Genomic DNA, 20,758 nt, shown 5'->3' with positions numbered 1-20,758 from the left:
AAAGGGGCGCTATTTAATTTTGAGCGCCTTGGAATTATAATCAGCTTTTCGAAGTTACAACTTACGGGCGAGGATGAAAAAGTGTACCAAGATAGATTTTACCGCGACTGGCTGGGTGGGATAGATCTGGTCAAATTTGAGGTTCAAATCGACGAGAGTGATCTTATGATTGCGGCAGACCGCAATCTATATCCGCAAGGGCTTCAGGCCGTCATCAAATACCGGGGCCAGCTCGAGAGCTACATCACGGTCAACCCCACCTTTGAGACCTCGCTTGTGCCCGTCGCTCCCTCGATCATTGCACCCGAGATCGTGGCGCGCATGTGCGCGGCGGCGCGGCGGGCAAACGTTGGTCCGATGGCGGCAGTGGCTGGAGCCATCGCCGAATTTGTCGGACGCGACTTGCTCAAAGACTCCAAAGAGATCATCGTCGAAAACGGCGGCGATATCTTTTTAAAAAGCAGAAAGAAGAGGCGAGTTGCCGTTTATGCCGGAGATTCTCCACTTAGTGGAAAAGTGGCCGTGGTCATCGAGTCCAAACGGACGCCCATTGGTATCTGCACCTCGGCTGGGAGCGTCGGCCACAGCTTGAGCTTGGGCCGGGCCGATGCGGCTCTGGTCATCTCGAAGGACACCATCCTTGCCGATGCGGCCGCGACCGCCATCGGAAACCTTATCCATGACCCCGGTGACATCGAAGAGGGGTTGCAGCTTGCCAAAAGGATAAGCGGCGTGGAGGGAGCTTTGATAATTATGGGCGACAAGATGGGGGCCTGGGGCGAGATCGAGGTTCAGGGGATTTAGAGCAGCCGCCAGCCTTCAGCATCCATCACTCGGATGGAAAGATATCGCAAGTTGGTAATAGATTAAGGATGGGTAGAAATGATTTACTCAGCGCTGGCGGCAATAGTTGCTCTTTTCCACGGCCTGCTTGTAGCGGTTCTCTTTATTGGACTATTTTTTGCTTTAGCAAATAAACTAAAGCAGTGGCCGGTTTTTGAGAGGATATACCTATCCTTTGCTGTTTCGATGATAGTCTCATATGTTTTTACTGGTGGCTGTTACTTGACCGATATTGAACAGCGGCTTTGGAGAAAAGCGCACTCACCCCTTAGCTATTCCGGCGGCTGCATCTCTCACTACCTTAGATTTATTGGAATTAAAGTAGCTGATGATAGTGTTTATTGGACATTAGTGTACAGCCTGATTCTCGGTCTGGGTTCTTATGTCCTCAGATATTGTCTGGCAAAGTTACAAGATATCAACAAACGAGGCTAAGCTGCTAAGTTGGCCGAAGCCTGACCTCACCCTTAACCTCATTTCTTGTATAATAATCTCATCTTAAAACCCAAATCAGAAGGAACTCAAAAAGGTTTCCGATATGGCCGTAAGGGGACAATTTGCAGTTAGTCATCAAGATCTTTGCAAGTCTAATAATCATCTTGACCGCGACCGGTATCGCCAAGAAATTTCCCAGCGTTGCGGGCCTAATTGCGGTTATGCCGCTGACCGGCGCCTTGGTTTTTGCCTGGGTTCACATCGAAAACAAGGGAGACGCGAGCGTGATGCGGGCCTTTTTGGCGGGGGCGCTCTACGGGATAATCCCGAGCATCATCTTCTTTTTGGCTACCGCCCTCTGCATCAAGAAAGGGGTTTCTCTGCCCGCAACCCTACTATTAAGTTTTTCCGCCTGGCTCATAGCGGCCATGATCCACAGGTGGTTTTTGACCGGCCGATAAGAAACAAGCTAAAGCTCATGACGGGTAGATTAAGTTTGACTGGAAGGTATTATGGACGGCTTTCAAGAGGCAAAAGAGAGGGCAAAGACCTTGAGGGAGGCGATAGAGCATCATAACTATCGCTACTACGTGTTGGATGCGCCCGAAATCTCTGATGCCGAATATGATGAACTCTTACATGAACTCATCGAGTTGGAGGAGCGATATCCCGCTCTGGTTTCCGCTGACTCGCCGAGCATGCGGGTGGGGGCAGCTCCGGCCGAAAGCTTTGCCCAAGTCACGCACCGCACCAAAATGCTCAGTCTCTCCGACGCTTTTTCGCTGCAGGAACTCAGCGCTTTTTTAGCCAGAGTAGGGAAGGGGCTGGATCTAAACCAGGAAGAGATCGATTACGTCTGCGAGCTCAAGGTGGACGGCACGGCTATCTCCTTGACCTATGAGGGGGGCCTGCTCACAAATGCAGCAACTCGCGGCGATGGTCAGGTCGGCGAGGATGTCACCCTAAACGTAAAAACGATTCGCTCGGTTCCTTTAAGACTCAGGCTTGACGAGCCGCCTCCGCTGCTTGAGGTAAGAGGGGAAGCTTATATATCTTTAGAGCAGTTTACGGGGATAAATAAGGAGCGGGAGGCAGCCGGAGAATCCCTTTTTGCCAACCCCAGAAACGCGGCGGCCGGCTCGCTTCGCCAGCTCGATCCGGTAGTTACCGCCGCCCGAGAATTGGATTCGATCTTTTATGGGATAGGCTACGCTGAGGGGGTAAGTTTTGAGAGCCACTTTCAGGTCTTGAATTTTTTGAGGCAAGCCGGATTCAAGACGAGCCCCTTTGCTAAGCGCTTTAAGGGAGCGGCCAAGGTGGAGGCGTTTTGCAATGGTTGGCAGGAAAAGCGGGCAAGCCTACCATATGAAATAGATGGGGTCGTCGTCAAGGTGGACTCTCTAAAACAGCAGGCAAGGCTTGGTAATACTTCAAGATCGCCAAGATGGGCGGTCGCTTTCAAATTTCCGGCCGAGCAGCGGACAACCAATGTTTTGGATATCGAGGTCAGCGTGGGCCGCACCGGGGCGCTGACGCCGGTCGCTATCTTAGAGCCGGTCTTGATAGCTGGCTCGACCGTCGGCCGGGCGACCCTCCACAACGAGGATGAGATGAGGCGCAAAGATGTGCGAATAGGCGATAGCGTCATCGTGCAAAAAGCAGGAGACGTCATACCGGAGATAGTTGCTTCGATAATCTCCAAGCGAAGTGGAGCAGAGCGCATCTTTGAGATGCCCAAGGAGTGTCCGGTCTGCGGGAGCCGAGCCATCCGTCCAAGCGGTGAAGCGGTCAGAAGATGCACCAATATAACTTGCCCGGCCCAGCGAATAGAGCACCTTCTCCATTTTGCCAGCCGCTCCGCTATGGATATCGACGGGCTGGGCCCGGCCGTGGCCGAGGAGCTTTTGGCCAAAGAGATAATCGAAGACATCGCCGATCTCTACTTTTTGAGCAAGGCCGATTTTGAAGAGATAGAGCACTTCAAGGAGAAGGCGGCTAGAAATTTAAAGGCAGCCATCGAAAGGTCTAAGGAGCGCCCATTTTCGCGCCTTCTCTATGGTCTGGGCATCCGTCACGTTGGCTCTCACATCTCGGATGTCTTGACCGAGAATTTCAGAAGCATCGATGATTTGGCCACGGCCGATTTTGAGGCTTTGACAGCGGTCGAGGAAATCGGCCCGGCCGTAGCCGAGTCGGTCATAAGCTTCTTTACCGAAGAGCACAACATAAAGGTCATCGAAAAGCTAAAGGCGGCCGGTTTGAGCTTAAAGGTCGAAGAAAAGGGCGGACAAGTGATGCCTCTTAAAGGCCAAACCTTCGTTTTGACGGGTGCCCTTGACGGCCTCACCCGCGAAGATGCGGGCGAGAGGATCAAAGCTCTGGGCGGGCGGGTATCTTCCAGCGTGAGCGAAAAGACCGATTACCTGGTTGTCGGGAGCGAACCCGGCAGCAAATTTGAAAAGGCCAAAGAGCTTGGAGTAAAAATCTTAAATGAAGGGGAGTTTGTGAAGCTGATTGGAGGGTAAAAGGGTTTCTTGGACCATTTTGGACATCTTCAAAGTGATCTTCTTTACGCTGGTAATCATGGCGTCTTGCATAAGCGCATTCTTTATCGCCCGTCTTTGGATAAATTTCAGTCTGCCCAGCAATATCATCGGCCCTCTCGAAATGCTCCTTATCTATGCGGCCCTCTTTCTCTCAGTCCTCTTTTTTGGACCGAAGACGAAGGGGGCGCGCTTAAGCGAGCTTAGGCTCGTAAAATTCAATTTCTTTAAGGCTGCGTCTGCTTCCATCACTTGGCTCTTGGCAATCAAACTTTCAACCGGTCTCTATGTCACCTTGACTGAGAATCTCTTTGGTCTAGGCCCGCCCCAAGATAATTTCGAGTTGATTCCAAAGATCTTTGGAGATGGAATGGCCGGATTCATTTTGGCGGTTCTTTTGATGGTCATTGTCGCTCCGGTCGTCGAAGAAATCTTCTTTCGAGGGTTTATCTACCCAGCCCTGCGTGATAAGATTGGAATGGTTTGGGCTGCCACCACGAGCTCATTTATTTTTGCCCTTTTTCATGGCGACGCCTGGCTGATAGTGCCGATAATGATGCTCGGGATCGTGCTCGTCCATCTCTTTGAGAAGCAGGAGTCGCTCTGGCCGTCCATCCTTTTGCACTCTATGTATAATCTGATGACCGTGGTCATAATCTACCTTTTGGAGGTTTAGGCATGTCCATAGATAAGAGGGAGGTAGAGCACGTGGCCCTTCTGGCTCGCCTGGCTTTGAGTGAGGCCGAGAAGGAGAGCTTTACCAAACAGCTCAGTCAGATTTTGGATCATGCCGGAAAGATAGCCGAGCTCAAAACGGACGACGTTGAGCCGACCTCTCATCCGCTCCCCCTTAAGAACGTCCTAAGGGCCGATGAGATAAAACCCTCTTTTACGGTCGAAGAAGCCCTCTCGTCGGCCCCCTCAAAAGAGAATAATATGATAAAGGTGCCAAACATTATTTAGCCGCCCCTATTGGGAGGACCCTTAAATATTGCTTTACGAGATGACTCTATCCAAACTACACGATGAATTGACTAGCGGTCGGATATCGGCCATGGAGCTCCTTGACGGCGTGCTCAAAAGAATCGCCTCGACCGATTCTAAGCTCAAAGCTTACCTTAGGCTGACCGAAGAGGAGGCTCTCAAAGCGGCCAAAGCAGCCGATGCAAGGCTTTTAGCCAAAGAGGGCATAAATCCGCTTCTAGGCATTCCCTTCGCCATAAAAGACAATATGTGCACCGAGGGCATCTCAACCACCTGCGCTTCCAAGATATTGGACGGCTACGTTCCGGCCTATTCGGCCAGCGTCGCCCAGAGACTCTTCAACTTCGGGGCCGTCATGGTCGGTAAAGCCAACATGGATGAGTTCGCCATGGGTTCCTCGACCGAAAACTCAGCCTATCAAATAACGGCTAATCCTTGGGATTTGAGCCGGGTGCCCGGCGGATCCAGCGGCGGCTCGGCCGCAGCCGTTGCAGCCGGTCAGGCCATATTTGCTCTGGGCTCCGATACCGGCGGCTCGATCCGTCAGCCGGCTGCCCTCTGCGGCGTGGTCGGCATGAAGCCGACATACGGTCTGGTCTCTAGATACGGCCTTATCGCTTTTGCTTCCTCACTCGATCAGATCGGCCCGATTGCCAAATCTGTGACCGATGCCGCTCTGATTTTGAATGCCATTTGCGGGCACGACCCAATGGACTCCACCTCCCTCAAAGTAGGAACTTCCGATTTCACTCAAGGCCTGGAAGCGGGCGTCAAGGGACTCAAGGTTGGCGTGCCAAAAGAGCTGATGGGAGAGGGCATAGATGACGGGGTCAAGGCCAAGGTCGAGGAGGCTATAAAGATATTTGAAGGACTTGGGGCCAGCGTCAAAGAGGCGAGCCTACCCCACAGCGAGTACGCCCTTTCAGCCTACTATCTGATCGCTCCAGCCGAGGCCAGCTCGAACCTGGCTCGTTTCGACGGCGTCCGCTATGGTCACCGGACTAAGGAGGACGTAGAGGATATGGTCGATATGTACTCCAAGACGCGGGCCGAAGGATTCGGCGCCGAGGTCAAGAGGCGGATAATGCTCGGTACCTACGCCCTTTCAGCCGGTTATTATGATGCTTACTACGGCCAGGCCCAAAAGGTTCGCACCCTAATTATGGACGACTTCAAAAAGGCTTTCTCAGAGCACGACGTGCTCATCTCACCGACCACTCCAACCTCCGCCTTTAAGGGGGGCGAAAAGACTAAAGACCCGCTCTCGATGTATATGTCCGACATCTGCACCATTCCGACGAACCTAGCCGGGATTCCGGCCATCTCGGTTCCTTGCGGTCTTTCGGAAGGTCTTCCGGTCGGCTTGCAGATAATGGGAAAAGCTTTGGATGAGCCGACCATCCTTAGGGCGGCCTACGCCTTCGAAAAGGAGTTCAACTTTAGCGAGAGGCCCAAACTCTGATGGAAGGTAAAGATATGGAGCTTGAGACCGTCATCGGTCTTGAGATACATGTGGAATTGAATACGTCAAGTAAGATGTTCTGCGGTTGCTCGGCCGATTTCTTCGGGGCCGAGCCCAATACTCTAACTTGCCCGGTCTGCTTGGGACTTCCCGGCGCCCTGCCGGTTGCCAACGAGAAGGCTTTAGAGCATACGGCAACCATCGGACTTGCCCTTGGCTGCAGCGTCTCTCCCATCACCAAGTTCGACCGCAAGAACTATTTCTATCCCGATATGCCCAAGGATTATCAGATTTCTCAGTATGATATGCCCGTTTGCAAGAATGGTTACCTCGACGTAGAGATGACGGCCCAAGAGCTCAGCTCGCAAAGTCAAGAGCCATACGTAAGGCGGGTTGGCATAAACCGGGTCCACTTAGAGGAGGATACCGGAAAGCTGATCCACATAGGCCAGTCGGGGCGGATAGCCGCTGCCGAATATAGCCTGCTCGATTTTAACCGGGCCGGCGTCCCCTTGGTTGAGATAGTGACCGAGCCCGATATCCGCTCGGCCGATGAGGCCAAAGCCTTCGTCCAGAACTTGAAGAACGTCATCGAGCATCTGGGGGTCTCCGATTGTGATATGGAGAAGGGGTCGTTTCGCTGCGATGCCAACATCTCGCTTCGACCGGTCGGATCAGAAGAACTTGGCACCAAGTCCGAGGTCAAGAACATGAACTCATTTCGAGCCATCCAGCGGGCCTTGATATACGAGATCGAGCGGCAGACCAAGATACTTTTGGACGGGGGCCGGGTAATCCAGGAGACTCGCCACTTTGACGCGGTAGGCAACACCACGAGCTCGCTTCGGAGCAAAGAGGAGGCCCATGATTATCGCTACTTTCCCGAGCCCGACCTGGTTCCAAAGGTCTTTACGGAGGAAGAAGTCAGGGCGCTCAAGGCGGCTCTGCCTGAGCTTCCGACGGATAAGAAAAAGAGGTTTATCTCCGATTACAGCCTTAGTCCATCCGACGCCGCCTTTCTTACCTCGTCCAAGGCCACGGGCGATTATTTTGAGGAGTGCATGAGGCTAAAGGGTGATGCCAAGAAGGTTGCCAACTGGATGATGGGCGAGCTATCGATGCACCTCAATGCGGCTGGTTTAAAAATAGAAGAGTCGGCTCTCACCCCAAGACATCTCCTGTCTCTTCTTAAATTGATCGATGCCGGCAGTATCAGCGGCAAGATGGCCAAGGAGATTTTTGCCGAAAGTTTTGAGACGGGCAAGCTCGCCGAGGTAATTGTCGAGGAGAAGAATCTAACTCAGCTTAGCGACAGCTCTGAGATAGAGAAGATAGTCATGATGGCCCTCAGCGAAAATTCCAAAGCGGTAGAGGAGTATCATCAGGGCAAGGATAGGGCGATCGGTTTTCTGGTCGGCCAGGCGATGAGACTCAGCCAAGGCAGGGCCAACCCCGCCCTCTTAAACGAGATATTGAAGGAGAAGCTCTCCGAAAAGGCTTGATTTTTTGGTCGCCACCGGTCTTTATATGTTAAAATGCAACTTATTTTTGAGGTGTTTTAGAACTTGGGAAAGCATGCAAAGAAGAGATTCAAAAGACCGCTGAAACTGTCCGGACTTGATCAGGGCAAGGTCGTCAAAGAGAGGCGCCCAAAAAGCATATTTGCCCGCCTCCTCATCATACTGTTCATACTCTCGCTTGCAGCAGGAGCGGCCGGTTTTGCCATCGTCAAGGGATTCGAGACCAAGATAAATGCGGCCAATGGCTTGGATATCGATAGCATTCTTTCTGTAGCCAAGAAGAACGAGCCGATCAACATCCTCTTGCTCGGCAACGACAGCCGGGGAGACGACAGCGGCCGGGCCGATACCATCATCATCATGCGCTATAATCCGAGGGCCAATAAGGCGGTCATGCTTTCGATTCCGCGCGACAGCCGGGTTATGATCCCCGGTTATTCACCGAATAAGATCAATACCGCTCACGCTCTTGGCGGCCTTAAGCTCATGGTCGAGACGGTCGAGAGCTTCACCGGCTTTGAGATAAACCACTACCTGATGATAGATTTCAACGGCTTCAAAGAGGTCGTCGATGCTTTGGGTGGGGTGAAGATAACGGTCGAAAAGTCCCTCCACGATCCCGCAAACGATATCGCGGTTAAAGCGGGCCTACAGAGGATGGATGGCAAAACTGCTTTGGCGTACGTTCGCTTTCGCCATGACGCCAAGGGTGATTTTGGCCGCATCGACCGCCAGCAGAAGTTCTTGAAAGCCGTGTTGCAAGAGTCGCTCAGGATAACCTCGATATATAAGATACCGGAGCTCGTTTCCATCCTTTCCGAGAATACCAAGACCGACATGAGCATCAGTCAAATGATATCGCTCGGCAAGAAACTCTCCTCCCTAGATAAGGATGGGCTGGAGGGGATCATGCTGCCCGGAACGCCTGAGATGATATCCGGCGTGAGCTACGTTATCCCCGATGAGATCAAAGTTCACGACATCTTGAATCGCATCGAAAACGATCTTCCCTTAAAGGACGAGCCGACGGTTGCAAGCGTCAAGAACGGTGATGTCGGTCTGGATGTGAGAAACGGCACCGATGTTACGGGTGAGGCAAGAAAGCTCTCCGAAACTCTAGCGGCCAAGGGTTTTGGCATAGAGAATCTCGACAATGCCGATAACACCAACTATCAAACTACCCTGATCTTCTATACCAAGGATAACAAGATAGAGGCCGAAAAGGTCAAGACATACATCCCCTTTGCCGAGGTCAAAAAGTACGATAGCAAGATCGAGACCAAATCAGACGTTTTGATCGTGGTCGGTAGAGACTACATCGGCCGCACTCCCTAAGCTCGACCCAAGCTTGGGCCGTCATGCTTTTTATGGATATGCCCATCACCTTCAAGCTTTACCACAGCTACATCTTCTTATAGTAGAATTGAATTCATGGGAATTTCCTCAAAATTAAAAGGTAATTTAAGAATTTATGGAATATCAAGAAGGGGGGGTCTTTGGTCGATTAATTTCTCAGAAAGAAAAAGGGGCGTTTATGAACGAATGGAGGTATGATGCTTAATGATAAATCTAGATGATGAAAAATTAGTGCGTGAGGTGGACAAGGGAGACATGTACGGCGCCCTGGAGGGTTTCGTTGAGCAGTGCGAGGAGGCCATAACCATCGCCGGCAGAGTCGATTTATCCAGATTCAAGGGCGATTTCACCTCGATCATGGTTCTTGGCATGGGTGGTTCGGGGGTCAGCGGCAACTTGGCAAGCGATGTCTTAAAGGGCGAGCTGGATATCCCCATATTCGTAAATAAGTCCTATGACATAGGAAATTTTGTCGGCCCAAAGACACTCGTCTTTGCGGTCAGCTACTCCGGCAACACCGAAGAGACCCTATCAGCCTTTGAGGCTGCAAAGGCGAAGGGAGCCAAGATAATCTCGATAACTTCCGGCGGCCGCCTGGCCGAGTTAACCAAAGAAGCCGGCTTCCCGCTCATCCTGGTCCCAGCCGGCTATCAGCCCAGGGCGGCTCTGGGCTATCTCTCCTTTCCCATACTGGTCTCATTGGAGAGACTTGGGATCGTCCCCTCGCTCAAAAAAGATTTCGAAGATCTCATCGAGCGTCTAAAATTCTTGCGGCGCGAATTTGCCATTGGCTCCACCTTGGGCGAGAACCGGGCCAAACAACTGGCCAAAAGGATACTCGGCAAGATGCCGGTAATATATGGGTCGAGTGGCACCACCGAGACGATCGCGCTTCGCTGGAAGTGCCAGATCAACGAGAACTCCAAAAACCCCGCCTTCTATAGTATTTTTCCTGAGCTGAATCATAACGAGACCGTCGGCTGGGAACTCCTCAAAGACATAACCGAGCGCTTCTATTTGATAATCTTCAAGGATGAAGATGATCACCCTCAGGTCAAGAGCAGGATAGATATAACGGAATCCCTGATTCAAGAACAGTTTGACGGCTCGGCTCTAATCTGGACCAAGGGGGAGTCGAAGCTGGAAAAGATCGTTACCACCATCTACCTTGGAGACTACGTAAGTTTTTATATCGCTATCATGGAGGGGATAGACCCCTCACCGGTCGATAGGATAATTCACTTAAAAAGGATGCTCGAAGAGGCCGCCAAGGACAGGACGACGGGTAGATCTGCTAACATTTGTTTGGCCGAGGAATAGATATCTTGAATCATCTCAAATCGATTTAAGAGAGGGAATTTAATGGATTACGACATCAAGGATGAAAGTCTGGCGACTGAGGGCAAACTCAGGATGGAATGGGCATCTCTAAGCATGCCGGTCCTCAAGATGATCGGCGAGGCCTTTGCCAAAGAGGAGCCGCTTAAAGGGGTTAAGATCTCGGCTTGTCTTCATGTCACCACCGAGACGGCCAACCTGATGCTGACCTTAAAAGCGGCCGGAGCCGATGTGGTGCTGACCGCCTCAAACCCTTTGAGTACCCAGGATGATGTGGCCGCCTCTCTGGTCAAAGATCACGGGATTCGGGTCTACGCCATCAAGGGCGAGGATAATGAGACCTATTATCGCCATCTCAATCTGGCTCTAGACCACGGCCCCAGAATCGTTATCGACGATGGGGCCGATCTCATCTCAACCCTTCATTCCAAACGGACCGAGATGCTTTCGGGCATCATCGGCGGCATGGAGGAGACGACGACAGGAGTGATTCGCTTAAGGAGCTTGGCCAAAGCTACAATGCTTAAATTTCCCATCGTGGCCGTAAATGACGCCAACACCAAGCATCTCTTTGACAACCGTTACGGTACCGGACAGAGCACCTTGGATGGAATAATTAGGGCGACCAATATCCTCTTTGCCGGCAAGGTGGTCGTGATCCTTGGCTACGGTTGGTGCGGCCGGGGGGTGGCGGCCAAAGCCAAAGGCCTTGGAGCGAATGTCATCGTCACTGAAGTCGATCCCTTAAAAGCGCTGGAAGCGGTCATGGATGGTTTTTCGGTCATGCCGGTAGCCCAGGCAGCCAAGGTGGGAGACGTCTTCATCACGGTGACCGGTGACGTGGGCGTTCTAAGGGATGAACATTTTAAGTCGATGAAGGACGGGGCGATCCTGGCAAATTCCGGCCACTTCAACGTGGAGATAGATATTCCGGCTTTAGAGAAGATCTCGGTTAAACAGCGGGATGTCAGGGAGTTCGTGAGAGAATACACACTAAAAGACGGGCGGCGGATACATCTGCTTGCTGAAGGACGTCTGGTCAATCTGGCCGCCGCCGAAGGTCACCCGGCCTCGGTTATGGATATGAGCTTTGCCAACCAAGCCCTTTCGACCGAGTACATAGTCAAGAACTACGAGTCGATGGAAAGTCAGGTCTACGGGGTGCCGGAGGAGATAGATGAAAGGATTGCTGCCCTAAAGCTCGCCTCGATGGGTATCGAGATAGATGTCTTAACCGATGAGCAGCGCAAATACTTGGACTCTTGGGATATGGGGACTTAGAAGCGCGATAACTTAATTTTTGACCTACAAAAGGCACCGATAATTTAACGGCGCCTTTTGTATTTTAACCAAAAGCATTCTAACGATCTGATAAATTCACTATGTTGTCTATTAATCAATCCAATTAATATTCTTTAAAATTATCTTGCAAGATACTTGACACGAAAGCCAATGTCTGCCAAATTTAATTTAATTTAATTTAATTTAATTTTGGTTACATATCTGAAGTTTGACGATCTTTTAAAATGGGAGGAAGTGATCTAGTGGGATCAAGGAAGCTTAAGGTTACCATTTGCGCATTTTTGGTTGGTGTTATTTCTACTGCAAGTGTGGTAACTGCATATGCGGCCATGGCATATAGCAATTGGAGAGATTATGGGCCTGTTATGAATATCAACTATCAAAACCGAGCGAAAGTTTTTACTGACGCTAATTATGCCATTGCATATACAGATGTTAAAACCAAATCAGGAAACAATGTTCCAGCTGGGTATATGGGTGCATATGTCAGATTATATAAAAATGGTACGTTAATCAAAGAAAGCAAGCGTTGGGAATACACCAATAGTTCAACCAGGAGCTTCGTAGTCGTTGTTCTCGAGTATGGTATACGAGGATCTAATTATTATAGTAAAGGCATTTCAGCATCTTACAATGGCAATGGTTACAATACGGTTGCTACATATCAGAGCCCGAGCCTTAGCTTTTAAAAGAAAGGAGGTATTAAATGGAAACCTTAAAGATCGATCAGCGCAAGAGAATTGTCATCATAGCTCTTCTTGTAGGGGTATTATTAGGGTTGCTATCCTTCAATGCTGTAATCGCTGACAAGTTTAAGGATGAACGGCGCTCTCCATATCCTAAATATAAGGTCAATAAGTATGGCGAGACTTACGGCTCGGATCAATACGCCGACTCTCTCGAAGAAGAACCTGACCTGATTTTAGCGCAAGGGGTTGATGGAACGGTTGGATATCTGCGATATGAAGACTTGTTTGGAGATATGCCCAAAACTCCAGAAGAGGCCCTGGAATACAACAAACGAAACGATATTCCTGAAACGATTCCCCTTTATGCCTCAGATGGCCGAACCGTTATCGGCCAGTTCAAAAGAGATGGTAAAACCTTTGTGGCAAGCTCTGAAGAAGAAGTGGAAGAGATTATAAAGGAATTTGAGGAGAAAGAAACCGAAGGGGAATTTGACGATTAGCTTGATTTAAATCTCTTAGACAATTAAGGGGGCGCGGGGATATCCCGCGCCCCCTTAATATTTCTTCCTCCTTCTGCTATAAATAGTTAGCTTAAAATTTGGAGGAAGATTTGGAGTTTGCTAATCTCTTTACCCTGATATCATCCATCGTTCTTCTCATCGGTTTGGGGGTTTTATCCAAACGGGCCGGTCTTATGAGGGTGGAGGATTCAGCCACCTTAAACAAGGTCATCGTCTATATAGCGCTGCCAGCTTTGATATTTTTGGCCATCAGAAATTCAAAAATTGAGGCCGCCCTGTTGGTCATGCCACTTATCGGCTGGATAGCCATGATCGGCTCGGTCCTCTTCGCCTTCATGACAAGCCGCTTCTTCAATCTCAAAAGGGAGACGCTGGGCGCTTTTCTGCTGGCGGCGGCCATCGGAAATACCGGCTATCTTGGCTATCCGCTATCACTTGCCTTCGGTGGGGAGTCTTATCTGGTCAAAGCCATCTTCTACGACATCTTTGCAACCGTTCTCTTTGCCTTTACCGCCGGGCTCTATTTTGCTGAGGCTTACGGGGACGGAAAGGATAAAATAAATAAATTAAAGGAGATAATAACCTTTCCGCCTTTAATAGCCCTTGCAGCCGGCCTTGCTCTGCGCGGAGTCAGCCTTGCCCCCTTCATCCTAAAGAGTCTGGAATATCTCAAAGGGGCGGCCGTCCCCCTCATCATGCTCTCGATCGGCATCTCGCTTGAAATGGGCAGCCTAGGCAGACATAAGAGGCTCATCATCGCCCTGGTCTTGATAAAACTGGCCCTCTCGCCGCTAGCAGCCTTCGGGGCGTCGGCTCTCCTTGGGCTCTCTCGCGATTTTACCCAGGCGATTATCCTTCAGGCTTCAATGCCGCCGGCCATGCTCTCCTTCATTATCGGGCTCAAATATCGCTTGGATACCGACTTTCTGCCCATAGCCATCGTTACGGCAACGATTTTAAGCGTATTTACGGTGCCCTTTTGGCAGTACGTCTTCTCCGTCCACTAAGGAGGGCCATTGAGTGGTTTGTGGAGCTCGCTCATCGAGGTCATCTATCCCATCAGGTGCGTCATCTGCAAGAGGGGCGGCGGGGAAATCATCTGCTCAAGCTGCAGGGATAATCTGCCCTTGATCGAGAAGCCGATCTGCAGAAGATGCGGAAAACCGACCGGGGCCGATGTAAATAGTTGCCTGGATTGTAGAGGGCGCTTCAAGTTTGAAAAGGCCCGCTCCCTCGGCCTCTTCGAGGCGGGCTTAAAGGAAGCCGTCTATGGTCTCAAGTATAAGAACCGGAGGAGCGTCGCCTGCTTCCTCGGCGAGATGGCCGCCCCGATTCTTGCCGATTTTTCCGACGTCGATATCGCAACCTTCGTACCGCTCAGCCGAAAAAAGATGAAAAAAAGGGGCTACAACCAGGCCGAACTGATAGCTTCAAGGATCGCTGAAGGGGCACCGCTACCAGTCTTAAGCCTTATGGAGAGAACCAGCGAGGAGATGGACCAGGTAAGCCTCACTCATAAAGAGAGGCAGAGGAACGTGAAGGGTGTTTTTAAGGTGATTAAGCCGGGGGCGGCGGCTGGCAAAAACATACTCCTCATCGACGACGTCTTTACTACAGGGGCGACAGCCGATGAGTGCTCGAAAGTCCTTCTTAAAGCGGGGGCGGCCAAGGTTGATCTCTTGACGATAGCTCGGGTTATCAAGGCCGATTAATATAAAGATTGACGCCCTCTATCAAGTCGGTTCCCAGCCCTTCCGATGAAAGTAGGGAGGGGCAAATTTTGCTAAAGGGCGTAGGCTGTGAGAAAGAGGCCAAAAGGCTCGGCCAAAAAAGGCAGATTTGCTCCAATAAAGGGTAGCTCTAGGGAGCTTTTTTCTTTCAAACGGCTGAAAAAGGCCGGCTCCAGAGGGATAGCCGAGATTAGAAATGAGATTATAGAAGGTAAGTATGTTATGGATATTAATATGATAGCCGAGAGTATCGTTCATGGAAAATTCGAGGCAGAGAACTATATAAGCTGGCTGATTCGCAATCTTGTTTAAGTGGCATAACTTGGTTAAAATTAGAGGTGGGTTTGGCTTAGGTCTGTGGTTGCTCTCGGAGTCTCTTCGGGATAGTCCAAGCTAGTCGCAGGCGAAAGGATCCACGTAAGTCCGCTTTTGAGCGGACGAGCATGGTGCGGCTTAGGAGTAAGTCCTGCCCCTGATCAACAGGGAGAAGGGTATGAGTGTCGCCTCTCAAGGGCGGTGCGGGGCTCTCAGCAGGCGAGTGTGGGGCCAAAGACCAGGTCAGCTAAGTTAAACCCACTTATTTATCCTACCTTCCACTAGCAAATGTTTCATTACCATATTGTATGTTCTAAAAGCAGGTTTTTAAGGTTTGGACAATTTTCGGGAAGGATTTAAAATAAACGGTGTCAAATTTTAAAGAGAGCCAAGACGGGGGGTCGGTTACGTGCAGTTTATTATAAAGGGACAGAATATTGATGTAACGGAGGCGATAAAGAGACACGCTCAAGATAAACTAAAGAAGATCATAAACCATTCTGATCAGGTAATTAAAATAGAAGTTGAATTTAAGGTCGAGAAGAATCCGAGCGTTCATGATTGTCAGGCGGTCGAGGTAATCATATTTACCAAAGGCCCAATGATAAGGGCCTCGGTTGCCACCAATGATATGTATGTATCGATAGATCATGTCGTCGAGAAGTTGGAAAAACAGATAGAGAAATATAAGGGCAAACTCTATCGGAGCAATGTAAGACATCAGGGAGTGAGCGCTGCGCCCAAAGCGGAGGTTGGCCCCGAGACCTTTGAGTCTCAGGATGAAGAGCCGCCTTCGATAGTAAAGGTGAAACAGATCCCGATGAAACCGATGTCCGCCGAGGAGGCTGCGATGCAGCTCGATCTGATAGGGCATGAGTTTTTTGTTTTTACCAATTCTGAGAATGAGGAGACCAACGTCATCTATCGCCGAAGGGACGGCAACTACGGACTCATCGAACCCTCCTTATCCGATCTGGATTAACCCAAAATCACCCCCCTTAATATGATTTCTCGGCCTCACAGAAAGGAAGGTCCAGATTTTGGCTTTCGAAAATCATTTGAAACAGGATTTAGAAGGGGCTCTATCTAGGATAAAGGACATACAGGCCGCACGAGTCATGTTCGATGATGAGGGTGGTGTGCGCGAAATACACGTTCTATCCGACACCTTTCGTTCGGCAAAACAGATTGTCAGAGATGTGGAGTCGGTCCTTTTGGCGGGGTTTGGCCTGGCCGTAGATCATAAGAAGGTCAGCGTAGCCCAGCTTGACCCGGATATCAAGCCGTCGGAGAGGAAGGTAAGGACGGATCGGCTAAAGGCGGTCAACATCAATGTTGATGTCAAGGGACCCACGGCGAGCGCTCTGGTAAAATTGAAGCTTGGCGAGGAAGAGAACGAGGGGAGCGCCAACGGGGCGGCCACGATAGCCCAGCAGAGGCGGATAATAGCCATAGCCACATTGCAAGCAGCAGAGAAGTTCTTAAAGGATGAATCATCTTTTGCCTTGGAGGAGGTTGCAGTGGTAACATTGGAGCAAGATAAGGCGGCCCTGTGTTCGGTTAACCTCTCGTCATCGCTTCGAGATGGTCGCTTCATCGGTTCGGCTTTCATCCGAAGGAGCGAGCCAGACGCCGTGGTCAGGGCGGCTTTGGACGCTTTAAATAGGCAGTTTAGCATTTTGACAGCTTAATATGAGAGGTTTTGGGCCGGCATCAAACCATTAAATCGGCCGCAGAGAGGCCGATTTTTTGAAGAGGAGAGAAGCCGCAGTTCTCGCTAAGTAGCGGAAAAGCGGGAAGACTTAAAGCGGGCGATTTGCCTAGCATAACCCCAAAGGGGGTCTTCCCATGAGAGGCAAGTTCTTTTTGGCTCTGACCGCGCTTATGGCCATAGTTTTGGCTGGCGGCGCTAGAAGTCGCGTATAACATAAAACTTTAGTGATGTCGGCCCTTAATTTTGAGGAAGTTGAACGTGAATAAAGATTATAAAAACTTCAATATATATTCTATTTCTCTATTTTTTTTAGCCTCTGGCCTTGTGGCGTATCTTTATTTATCCATGGAATCCAGTCTCCAATGGAAAGAGATAGCCGTTTTCGGATTGATGGTCTGGATGGCCGAATCAGCGGGGATCGATCTCCCCAGGGTTGGAGCGGTCTCTGTAAGTTTTACCATCATATTTGCAGCTGTTCTCCTGTTCGAACCCTTGACGGTTATCCTGATCTCACTCTTTATGACCGTCGTCTGGCGGGATATAAAGAAAAAAACATCAATCTTCAGATGGATGGTAAACGGCGGCATAGCCGTATTTGATGCCGGCTTGGCAGCCTTGATTTATCAGAAATTGAATCATCCCTCCTTTATCACAAAAGGCGGTTTAACCTACCTTGACTTTCCATCGATTCTCCTCCCCCTTGCTCTGGCGGCGATCACTTATTTCCTCGTAAATACTGCTCTAGTCTCTGTAGCTATCGGTCTTATTGAAAAAATGCATCCATTAAACATTTGGGTGCTAAATGAAAGATGGACCATTCCAAGCAAAATCTTTTTAGCCACACTAGGGATAGCCTTAGCCCAGCTCTATGTCTCCTCCGGAATCTCATCCATCATTCTGGTTGTAGCGCCACTACTCATAGCCAGGGAGTCCTTTAGGGTATACATGAGGCTCAAAGCGGCCTATGGCGATACGGTGCGCGCCCTCATCGCCTCCATCGAAGCCAAAGATAGCTATACCAAAGGACATTCGGAGAGGGTTGCCGATTACGTAGAACTTGCCGCCCGCAAGATGAGGTTTCCCGAAAACGAGATGGATCTCATCAAGTACGCCGCCCTCCTTCATGATCTTGGCAAGATAGGCATACCTAGGCGCATCCTTTGCAAACCGAGTCAACTATCATCGGATGAGTACGAGAGCATCAAGAAGCATTCTGAGATCGGAGCCGAGCTATTAAAGGATGTGGACTTCTTAAGGAGCGTCCTTCCGGTCGTCGAAAGCCATCACGAATACTATAACGGCATGGGCTATGGCGCAGGCATCAGGGGCGAGTCCATCCCGATGCTGGCCAGAGTCGTCAGCGTGGCCGACGCTTTTGACGCCATGACATCATTGCGGTCCTATCGAGAGCCGATGACTTTTCCCGAGGCCGCAGCCGAGCTGCTCTACTGCTCTGGCAGCCAGTTCGATAAGGATGTAGTTAAAATCTTCATCGAGATGCTGGGAGAAGAGGGCAAGCTGGATGTGGGGAGCATAAGCTTTAAGATCGAAACTGATGAGGACAAATGGAATCGTTTTCAATATGAAGACAAAAAGGAGAGAGAAGAAGTCGAGGAACGGAAAGTGGAAGAGACCCAAGAGAAGAAGGATGACTTAGAGACCAACTTCGAAGTCAAAGAGGACCTTCTGATCATAGATGATTGGGAACTGGAGTGATATTTTTTTGAATAAACACTTAAGGGTCGATAATGATAAAACCAGGGTAATGAAGATAATCCTATCTCTGACAGGGTTAGTCATCTACGTCTTAAACATAAGGGGACTCCCCTTTGAGCTGATAGATTTCCTAAACATAATACTCTTCTCGGTCGGCTTTGCCGCCGCTGACTACTTAGAGGTCTCTTTGCCTCAGGGAGGCACCCATAGCGGCGCCCCAGCCATCATCATAGCTTCGATACTTCTCTTTAAACTTCCGGTCGCCTTGAGCGTGGCCTTCTTCGGCGGCATCGCCCTGGCCATCATTAAGAAGGAGAGGATTTTATCATTTGCCGCTCAAGCGGGAGAATACATGGTCGCCATCGTCATCTCGGCGGCGCTCTTTTTGGCCATGGGCGGGCGCGTCGGCAGTATCGAGCTTATGAGGGATATTGTCGCCATCACCGGCCTTGCTTTCATGTTCCTCTTAGTAGATGTCCTCTTCGAGCAGATACTCCTCATGGCAAGGGGTCCGGTTGCCATCTTAAAAGACTCAATCGGAGCCATCCAGATTATAGGCCCCTTCTACACGGCCTTGGTTCCGATAGCCACCCTCATGGCCATGATGCATAAGAACCTGAATTTCTGGGGAGTCATTCTCTTCTTTCCGGCCATTTACATCGTCTGGTATTCCTACAAGCTCCTTCTCGACATCAAGAAGACATACCGGGCCACCTTGTGTGCTCTATCCTCAATCATCGATGTCCAAGAGAACAGGGCGGAGGGCAACAGTCGCAAGGTGGCCGAGCTTGCCGTGGGGATGGCCAAAATGATCGGCATCAGAGGAGATGAACTTGAAGACATAAACAACGCGGCCCTATTGAGAGACATAGGCAAGGTCGGCTTGGAGGATGACCCCTTTGAGCATAGATACACGGCCAAGCCTAAGGACGATGAAGGCAAAGGCGCCCACTGTGAAATCGGCTGCGAAATTCTCTCCCAAGTCGATTCCTTGAAGGGTTCGGCCGATATGGTCAAACATCACCACTCTCCCTTTAGGCTCGGTGATGGAAGCCGAGTATCCGCAGGAGCCCAGGTAATTCATCTAGCTGCCCGTTACGACGACTTGGTCTCAGGTTGCTTTAGTGAAGAGAAGATGAGTTCGCGCGAAGCCGTCGCCGCCATCAAGCAGGAGCAAGGAACGACCTTCGATCCTAAAATGATCAGAGTTCTCATAAATATCCTTAGGCACAAGAAATCACTATGGACCCAAAGCCTTGAGGATAATGGCTTTTAAGGATGGGGTTTCATCCGGTAATGAAGCGGGCGGGATAATGCAATGCTCCTAGATGCTTTCATTTTGGCAATCTTGGCCGGCCTCATCAAAAAAGGGAGCCTCTCAAGGCTTCAAAACCTTAAGATCAAAGCGCCCCTTCTCTTTATAGCCGCCTTCATCCTTCAATACCTTCTTCCCTTTGCCTCCTCCTTTTTGAGCCCAACAGGGCGCGAGGTCTTCTATCTGCTATTGCTTTCATATTTGATGCTTGTAGCAGGGGCCGTCATAAACGGTAAAGACCGCCATTTTTTGATAATGGGGTTTGGAGTCTTACTAAATCTTCTTGTGATAGCGGCAAACGGCGGGATGCCGGTCTCTTTAGCCTGGATCGAAAGGCTCACCGCTCCTGAGCGGGCGGCTTTTGTAGCTCAATCCTTAGACCCGTTCCACGTCCCCTTGACGCAGGCAACATCACTAAAATTCTTGGCCGATGTCATCCCGTTTCCGGTTCTCGTTCCGCCATCCATGAGCTTGATAAGCTTGGGCGATATCCTTCTCTCATTAGGCATCTTTACCAAGGTCTATGGGACTATGGTTGGAGCCAAGACCATTCGACCTACAGCTTAATATTATCCACCACTTTATCTCGGCCATCCTAAGTTAGGAGCAGATCTTTTTAATCGCAAGTATCTGATTTCCGACCCTAAACTGCCATGATTCACTATATTTTCAATCGCTATGAATATTTTTATAAATTTATAAGAATTATGTTGACAAGAGAGAGAGTAATAGTATGTGAATAGTGATTAATAAAAATACTCGGAATGACTACCCTCCTTAAGGATTGGGAGGTGGTTTAAACCGATTAGAGAGAAACCAGATGAGGAGGTGAAAAAGAAAATTGTGGTCCGTCCCAGGCAAGACGCAAAGCCACCGATAGTGAGAATAATAGTCTCTTATTAGGGTAGGGCAATCGAATATGGAGTTACCCCGTTTCTGTTGACACCTTAACTACGCACAACGGCTTCTGCCGCT

At 50.0% G+C, this 20,758-nt stretch carries 20 protein-coding genes; all 20 read left to right on the top strand.

Going from position 1 to position 20,758, the window contains the following annotated elements; genetic code table 11:
- Nucleotides 1-81 precede the first annotated feature (81 nt).
- The 20 genes from QMD53_04990 (at nucleotide 82) to QMD53_04895 (ending at nucleotide 20,350) form a co-directional block, all read left to right on the top strand.
- On the top strand, nucleotides 82-804 hold the full coding sequence (locus tag QMD53_04990) for a UPF0280 family protein (protein MDI6800007.1): 723 nt from the start codon (nucleotides 82-84) through the stop codon (nucleotides 802-804).
- Between the two features lie 78 nt (nucleotides 805-882).
- Nucleotides 883-1,278 carry a DUF2784 family protein gene (locus tag QMD53_04985; GenBank protein MDI6800006.1) on the top strand — a complete coding sequence of 132 codons (396 nt, stop codon included), beginning with the start codon at nucleotides 883-885 and terminating at the stop codon, nucleotides 1,276-1,278.
- A 122-nt stretch (nucleotides 1,279-1,400) separates the two neighbouring features.
- A complete protein-coding gene (locus QMD53_04980; GenBank protein ID MDI6800005.1) occupies nucleotides 1,401-1,739 on the top strand; it encodes a DUF3147 family protein in 339 nt (112 codons plus the stop codon).
- Nucleotides 1,740-1,790: 51 nt separating this feature from the next.
- Nucleotides 1,791-3,803: an NAD-dependent DNA ligase LigA gene (gene ligA / locus QMD53_04975; GenBank protein ID MDI6800004.1), complete on the top strand. Its 2,013-nt coding sequence runs from the start codon at nucleotides 1,791-1,793 to the stop codon at nucleotides 3,801-3,803.
- The gene (locus QMD53_04970; protein MDI6800003.1) at nucleotides 3,793-4,497 is read left to right on the top strand and encodes a type II CAAX endopeptidase family protein; all 705 of its coding nucleotides are present in this window, start codon (nucleotides 3,793-3,795) and stop codon (nucleotides 4,495-4,497) included. The genes ligA and QMD53_04970 overlap by 11 nt, the downstream gene beginning before the upstream one ends.
- Nucleotides 4,498-4,499: 2 nt before the next feature.
- Nucleotides 4,500-4,784 (top strand): Asp-tRNA(Asn)/Glu-tRNA(Gln) amidotransferase subunit GatC, encoded by a 285-nt coding sequence (gene gatC, locus QMD53_04965; protein ID MDI6800002.1) that lies wholly within the window; start codon nucleotides 4,500-4,502, stop codon nucleotides 4,782-4,784.
- A 25-nt stretch (nucleotides 4,785-4,809) separates the two neighbouring features.
- Nucleotides 4,810-6,267, top strand: a complete 1,458-nt coding sequence (gene gatA / locus QMD53_04960; GenBank protein MDI6800001.1) for an Asp-tRNA(Asn)/Glu-tRNA(Gln) amidotransferase subunit GatA — start codon at nucleotides 4,810-4,812, stop codon at nucleotides 6,265-6,267.
- A gap of 14 nt (nucleotides 6,268-6,281) precedes the next feature.
- Nucleotides 6,282-7,769 carry an Asp-tRNA(Asn)/Glu-tRNA(Gln) amidotransferase subunit GatB gene (gatB, locus tag QMD53_04955; GenBank protein MDI6800000.1) on the top strand — a complete coding sequence of 496 codons (1,488 nt, stop codon included), beginning with the start codon at nucleotides 6,282-6,284 and terminating at the stop codon, nucleotides 7,767-7,769.
- A 63-nt stretch (nucleotides 7,770-7,832) separates the two neighbouring features.
- Nucleotides 7,833-9,122 carry an LCP family protein gene (locus QMD53_04950; GenBank protein ID MDI6799999.1) on the top strand — a complete coding sequence of 430 codons (1,290 nt, stop codon included), beginning with the start codon at nucleotides 7,833-7,835 and terminating at the stop codon, nucleotides 9,120-9,122.
- 225 nt (nucleotides 9,123-9,347) lie between these two features.
- Nucleotides 9,348-10,463, top strand: coding sequence for a bifunctional phosphoglucose/phosphomannose isomerase (locus QMD53_04945; GenBank protein MDI6799998.1), 1,116 nt, complete (start codon nucleotides 9,348-9,350; stop codon nucleotides 10,461-10,463).
- Nucleotides 10,464-10,505: 42 nt separating this feature from the next.
- Nucleotides 10,506-11,762: an adenosylhomocysteinase gene (gene ahcY / locus QMD53_04940; GenBank protein MDI6799997.1), complete on the top strand. Its 1,257-nt coding sequence runs from the start codon at nucleotides 10,506-10,508 to the stop codon at nucleotides 11,760-11,762.
- Between the two features lie 263 nt (nucleotides 11,763-12,025).
- Complete coding sequence (locus tag QMD53_04935; protein MDI6799996.1) at nucleotides 12,026-12,472, top strand: hypothetical protein; 447 nt, start codon at nucleotides 12,026-12,028, stop codon at nucleotides 12,470-12,472.
- Between the two features lie 17 nt (nucleotides 12,473-12,489).
- On the top strand, nucleotides 12,490-12,972 hold the full coding sequence (locus QMD53_04930) for a peptidase M56 BlaR1 (GenBank protein ID MDI6799995.1): 483 nt from the start codon (nucleotides 12,490-12,492) through the stop codon (nucleotides 12,970-12,972).
- A gap of 110 nt (nucleotides 12,973-13,082) precedes the next feature.
- Nucleotides 13,083-14,000, top strand: coding sequence for an AEC family transporter (locus tag QMD53_04925; GenBank protein ID MDI6799994.1), 918 nt, complete (start codon nucleotides 13,083-13,085; stop codon nucleotides 13,998-14,000).
- A 9-nt stretch (nucleotides 14,001-14,009) separates the two neighbouring features.
- Entirely contained in the window at nucleotides 14,010-14,705 is a 696-nt protein-coding gene (locus QMD53_04920) for a ComF family protein (protein MDI6799993.1), read from the top strand.
- A gap of 742 nt (nucleotides 14,706-15,447) precedes the next feature.
- Nucleotides 15,448-16,020: a ribosome-associated translation inhibitor RaiA gene (gene raiA / locus QMD53_04915; protein MDI6799992.1), complete on the top strand. Its 573-nt coding sequence runs from the start codon at nucleotides 15,448-15,450 to the stop codon at nucleotides 16,018-16,020.
- Between the two features lie 76 nt (nucleotides 16,021-16,096).
- Nucleotides 16,097-16,729 (top strand): hypothetical protein, encoded by a 633-nt coding sequence (locus QMD53_04910; protein ID MDI6799991.1) that lies wholly within the window; start codon nucleotides 16,097-16,099, stop codon nucleotides 16,727-16,729.
- A 422-nt stretch (nucleotides 16,730-17,151) separates the two neighbouring features.
- Entirely contained in the window at nucleotides 17,152-18,468 is a 1,317-nt protein-coding gene (locus QMD53_04905) for an HD-GYP domain-containing protein (GenBank protein ID MDI6799990.1), read from the top strand.
- Nucleotides 18,469-18,475: 7 nt separating this feature from the next.
- A complete protein-coding gene (locus QMD53_04900) occupies nucleotides 18,476-19,744 on the top strand; it encodes an HD domain-containing protein (GenBank protein MDI6799989.1) in 1,269 nt (422 codons plus the stop codon).
- Nucleotides 19,745-19,786: 42 nt separating this feature from the next.
- On the top strand, nucleotides 19,787-20,350 hold the full coding sequence (locus tag QMD53_04895; GenBank protein MDI6799988.1) for a DUF5317 family protein: 564 nt from the start codon (nucleotides 19,787-19,789) through the stop codon (nucleotides 20,348-20,350).
- Nucleotides 20,351-20,758 lie beyond the last annotated feature (408 nt).

The sequence above is a fragment of the Actinomycetota bacterium genome (assembly GCA_030017835.1).
In the GTDB taxonomy this organism is placed as follows: Bacteria; Actinomycetota; Aquicultoria; order UBA3085; family Oleimmundimicrobiaceae; genus Yes70-04.
The sequence above is the reverse complement of the archived record's forward strand: the minus strand, read 5'-3'. Positions and strand labels throughout refer to the sequence as shown.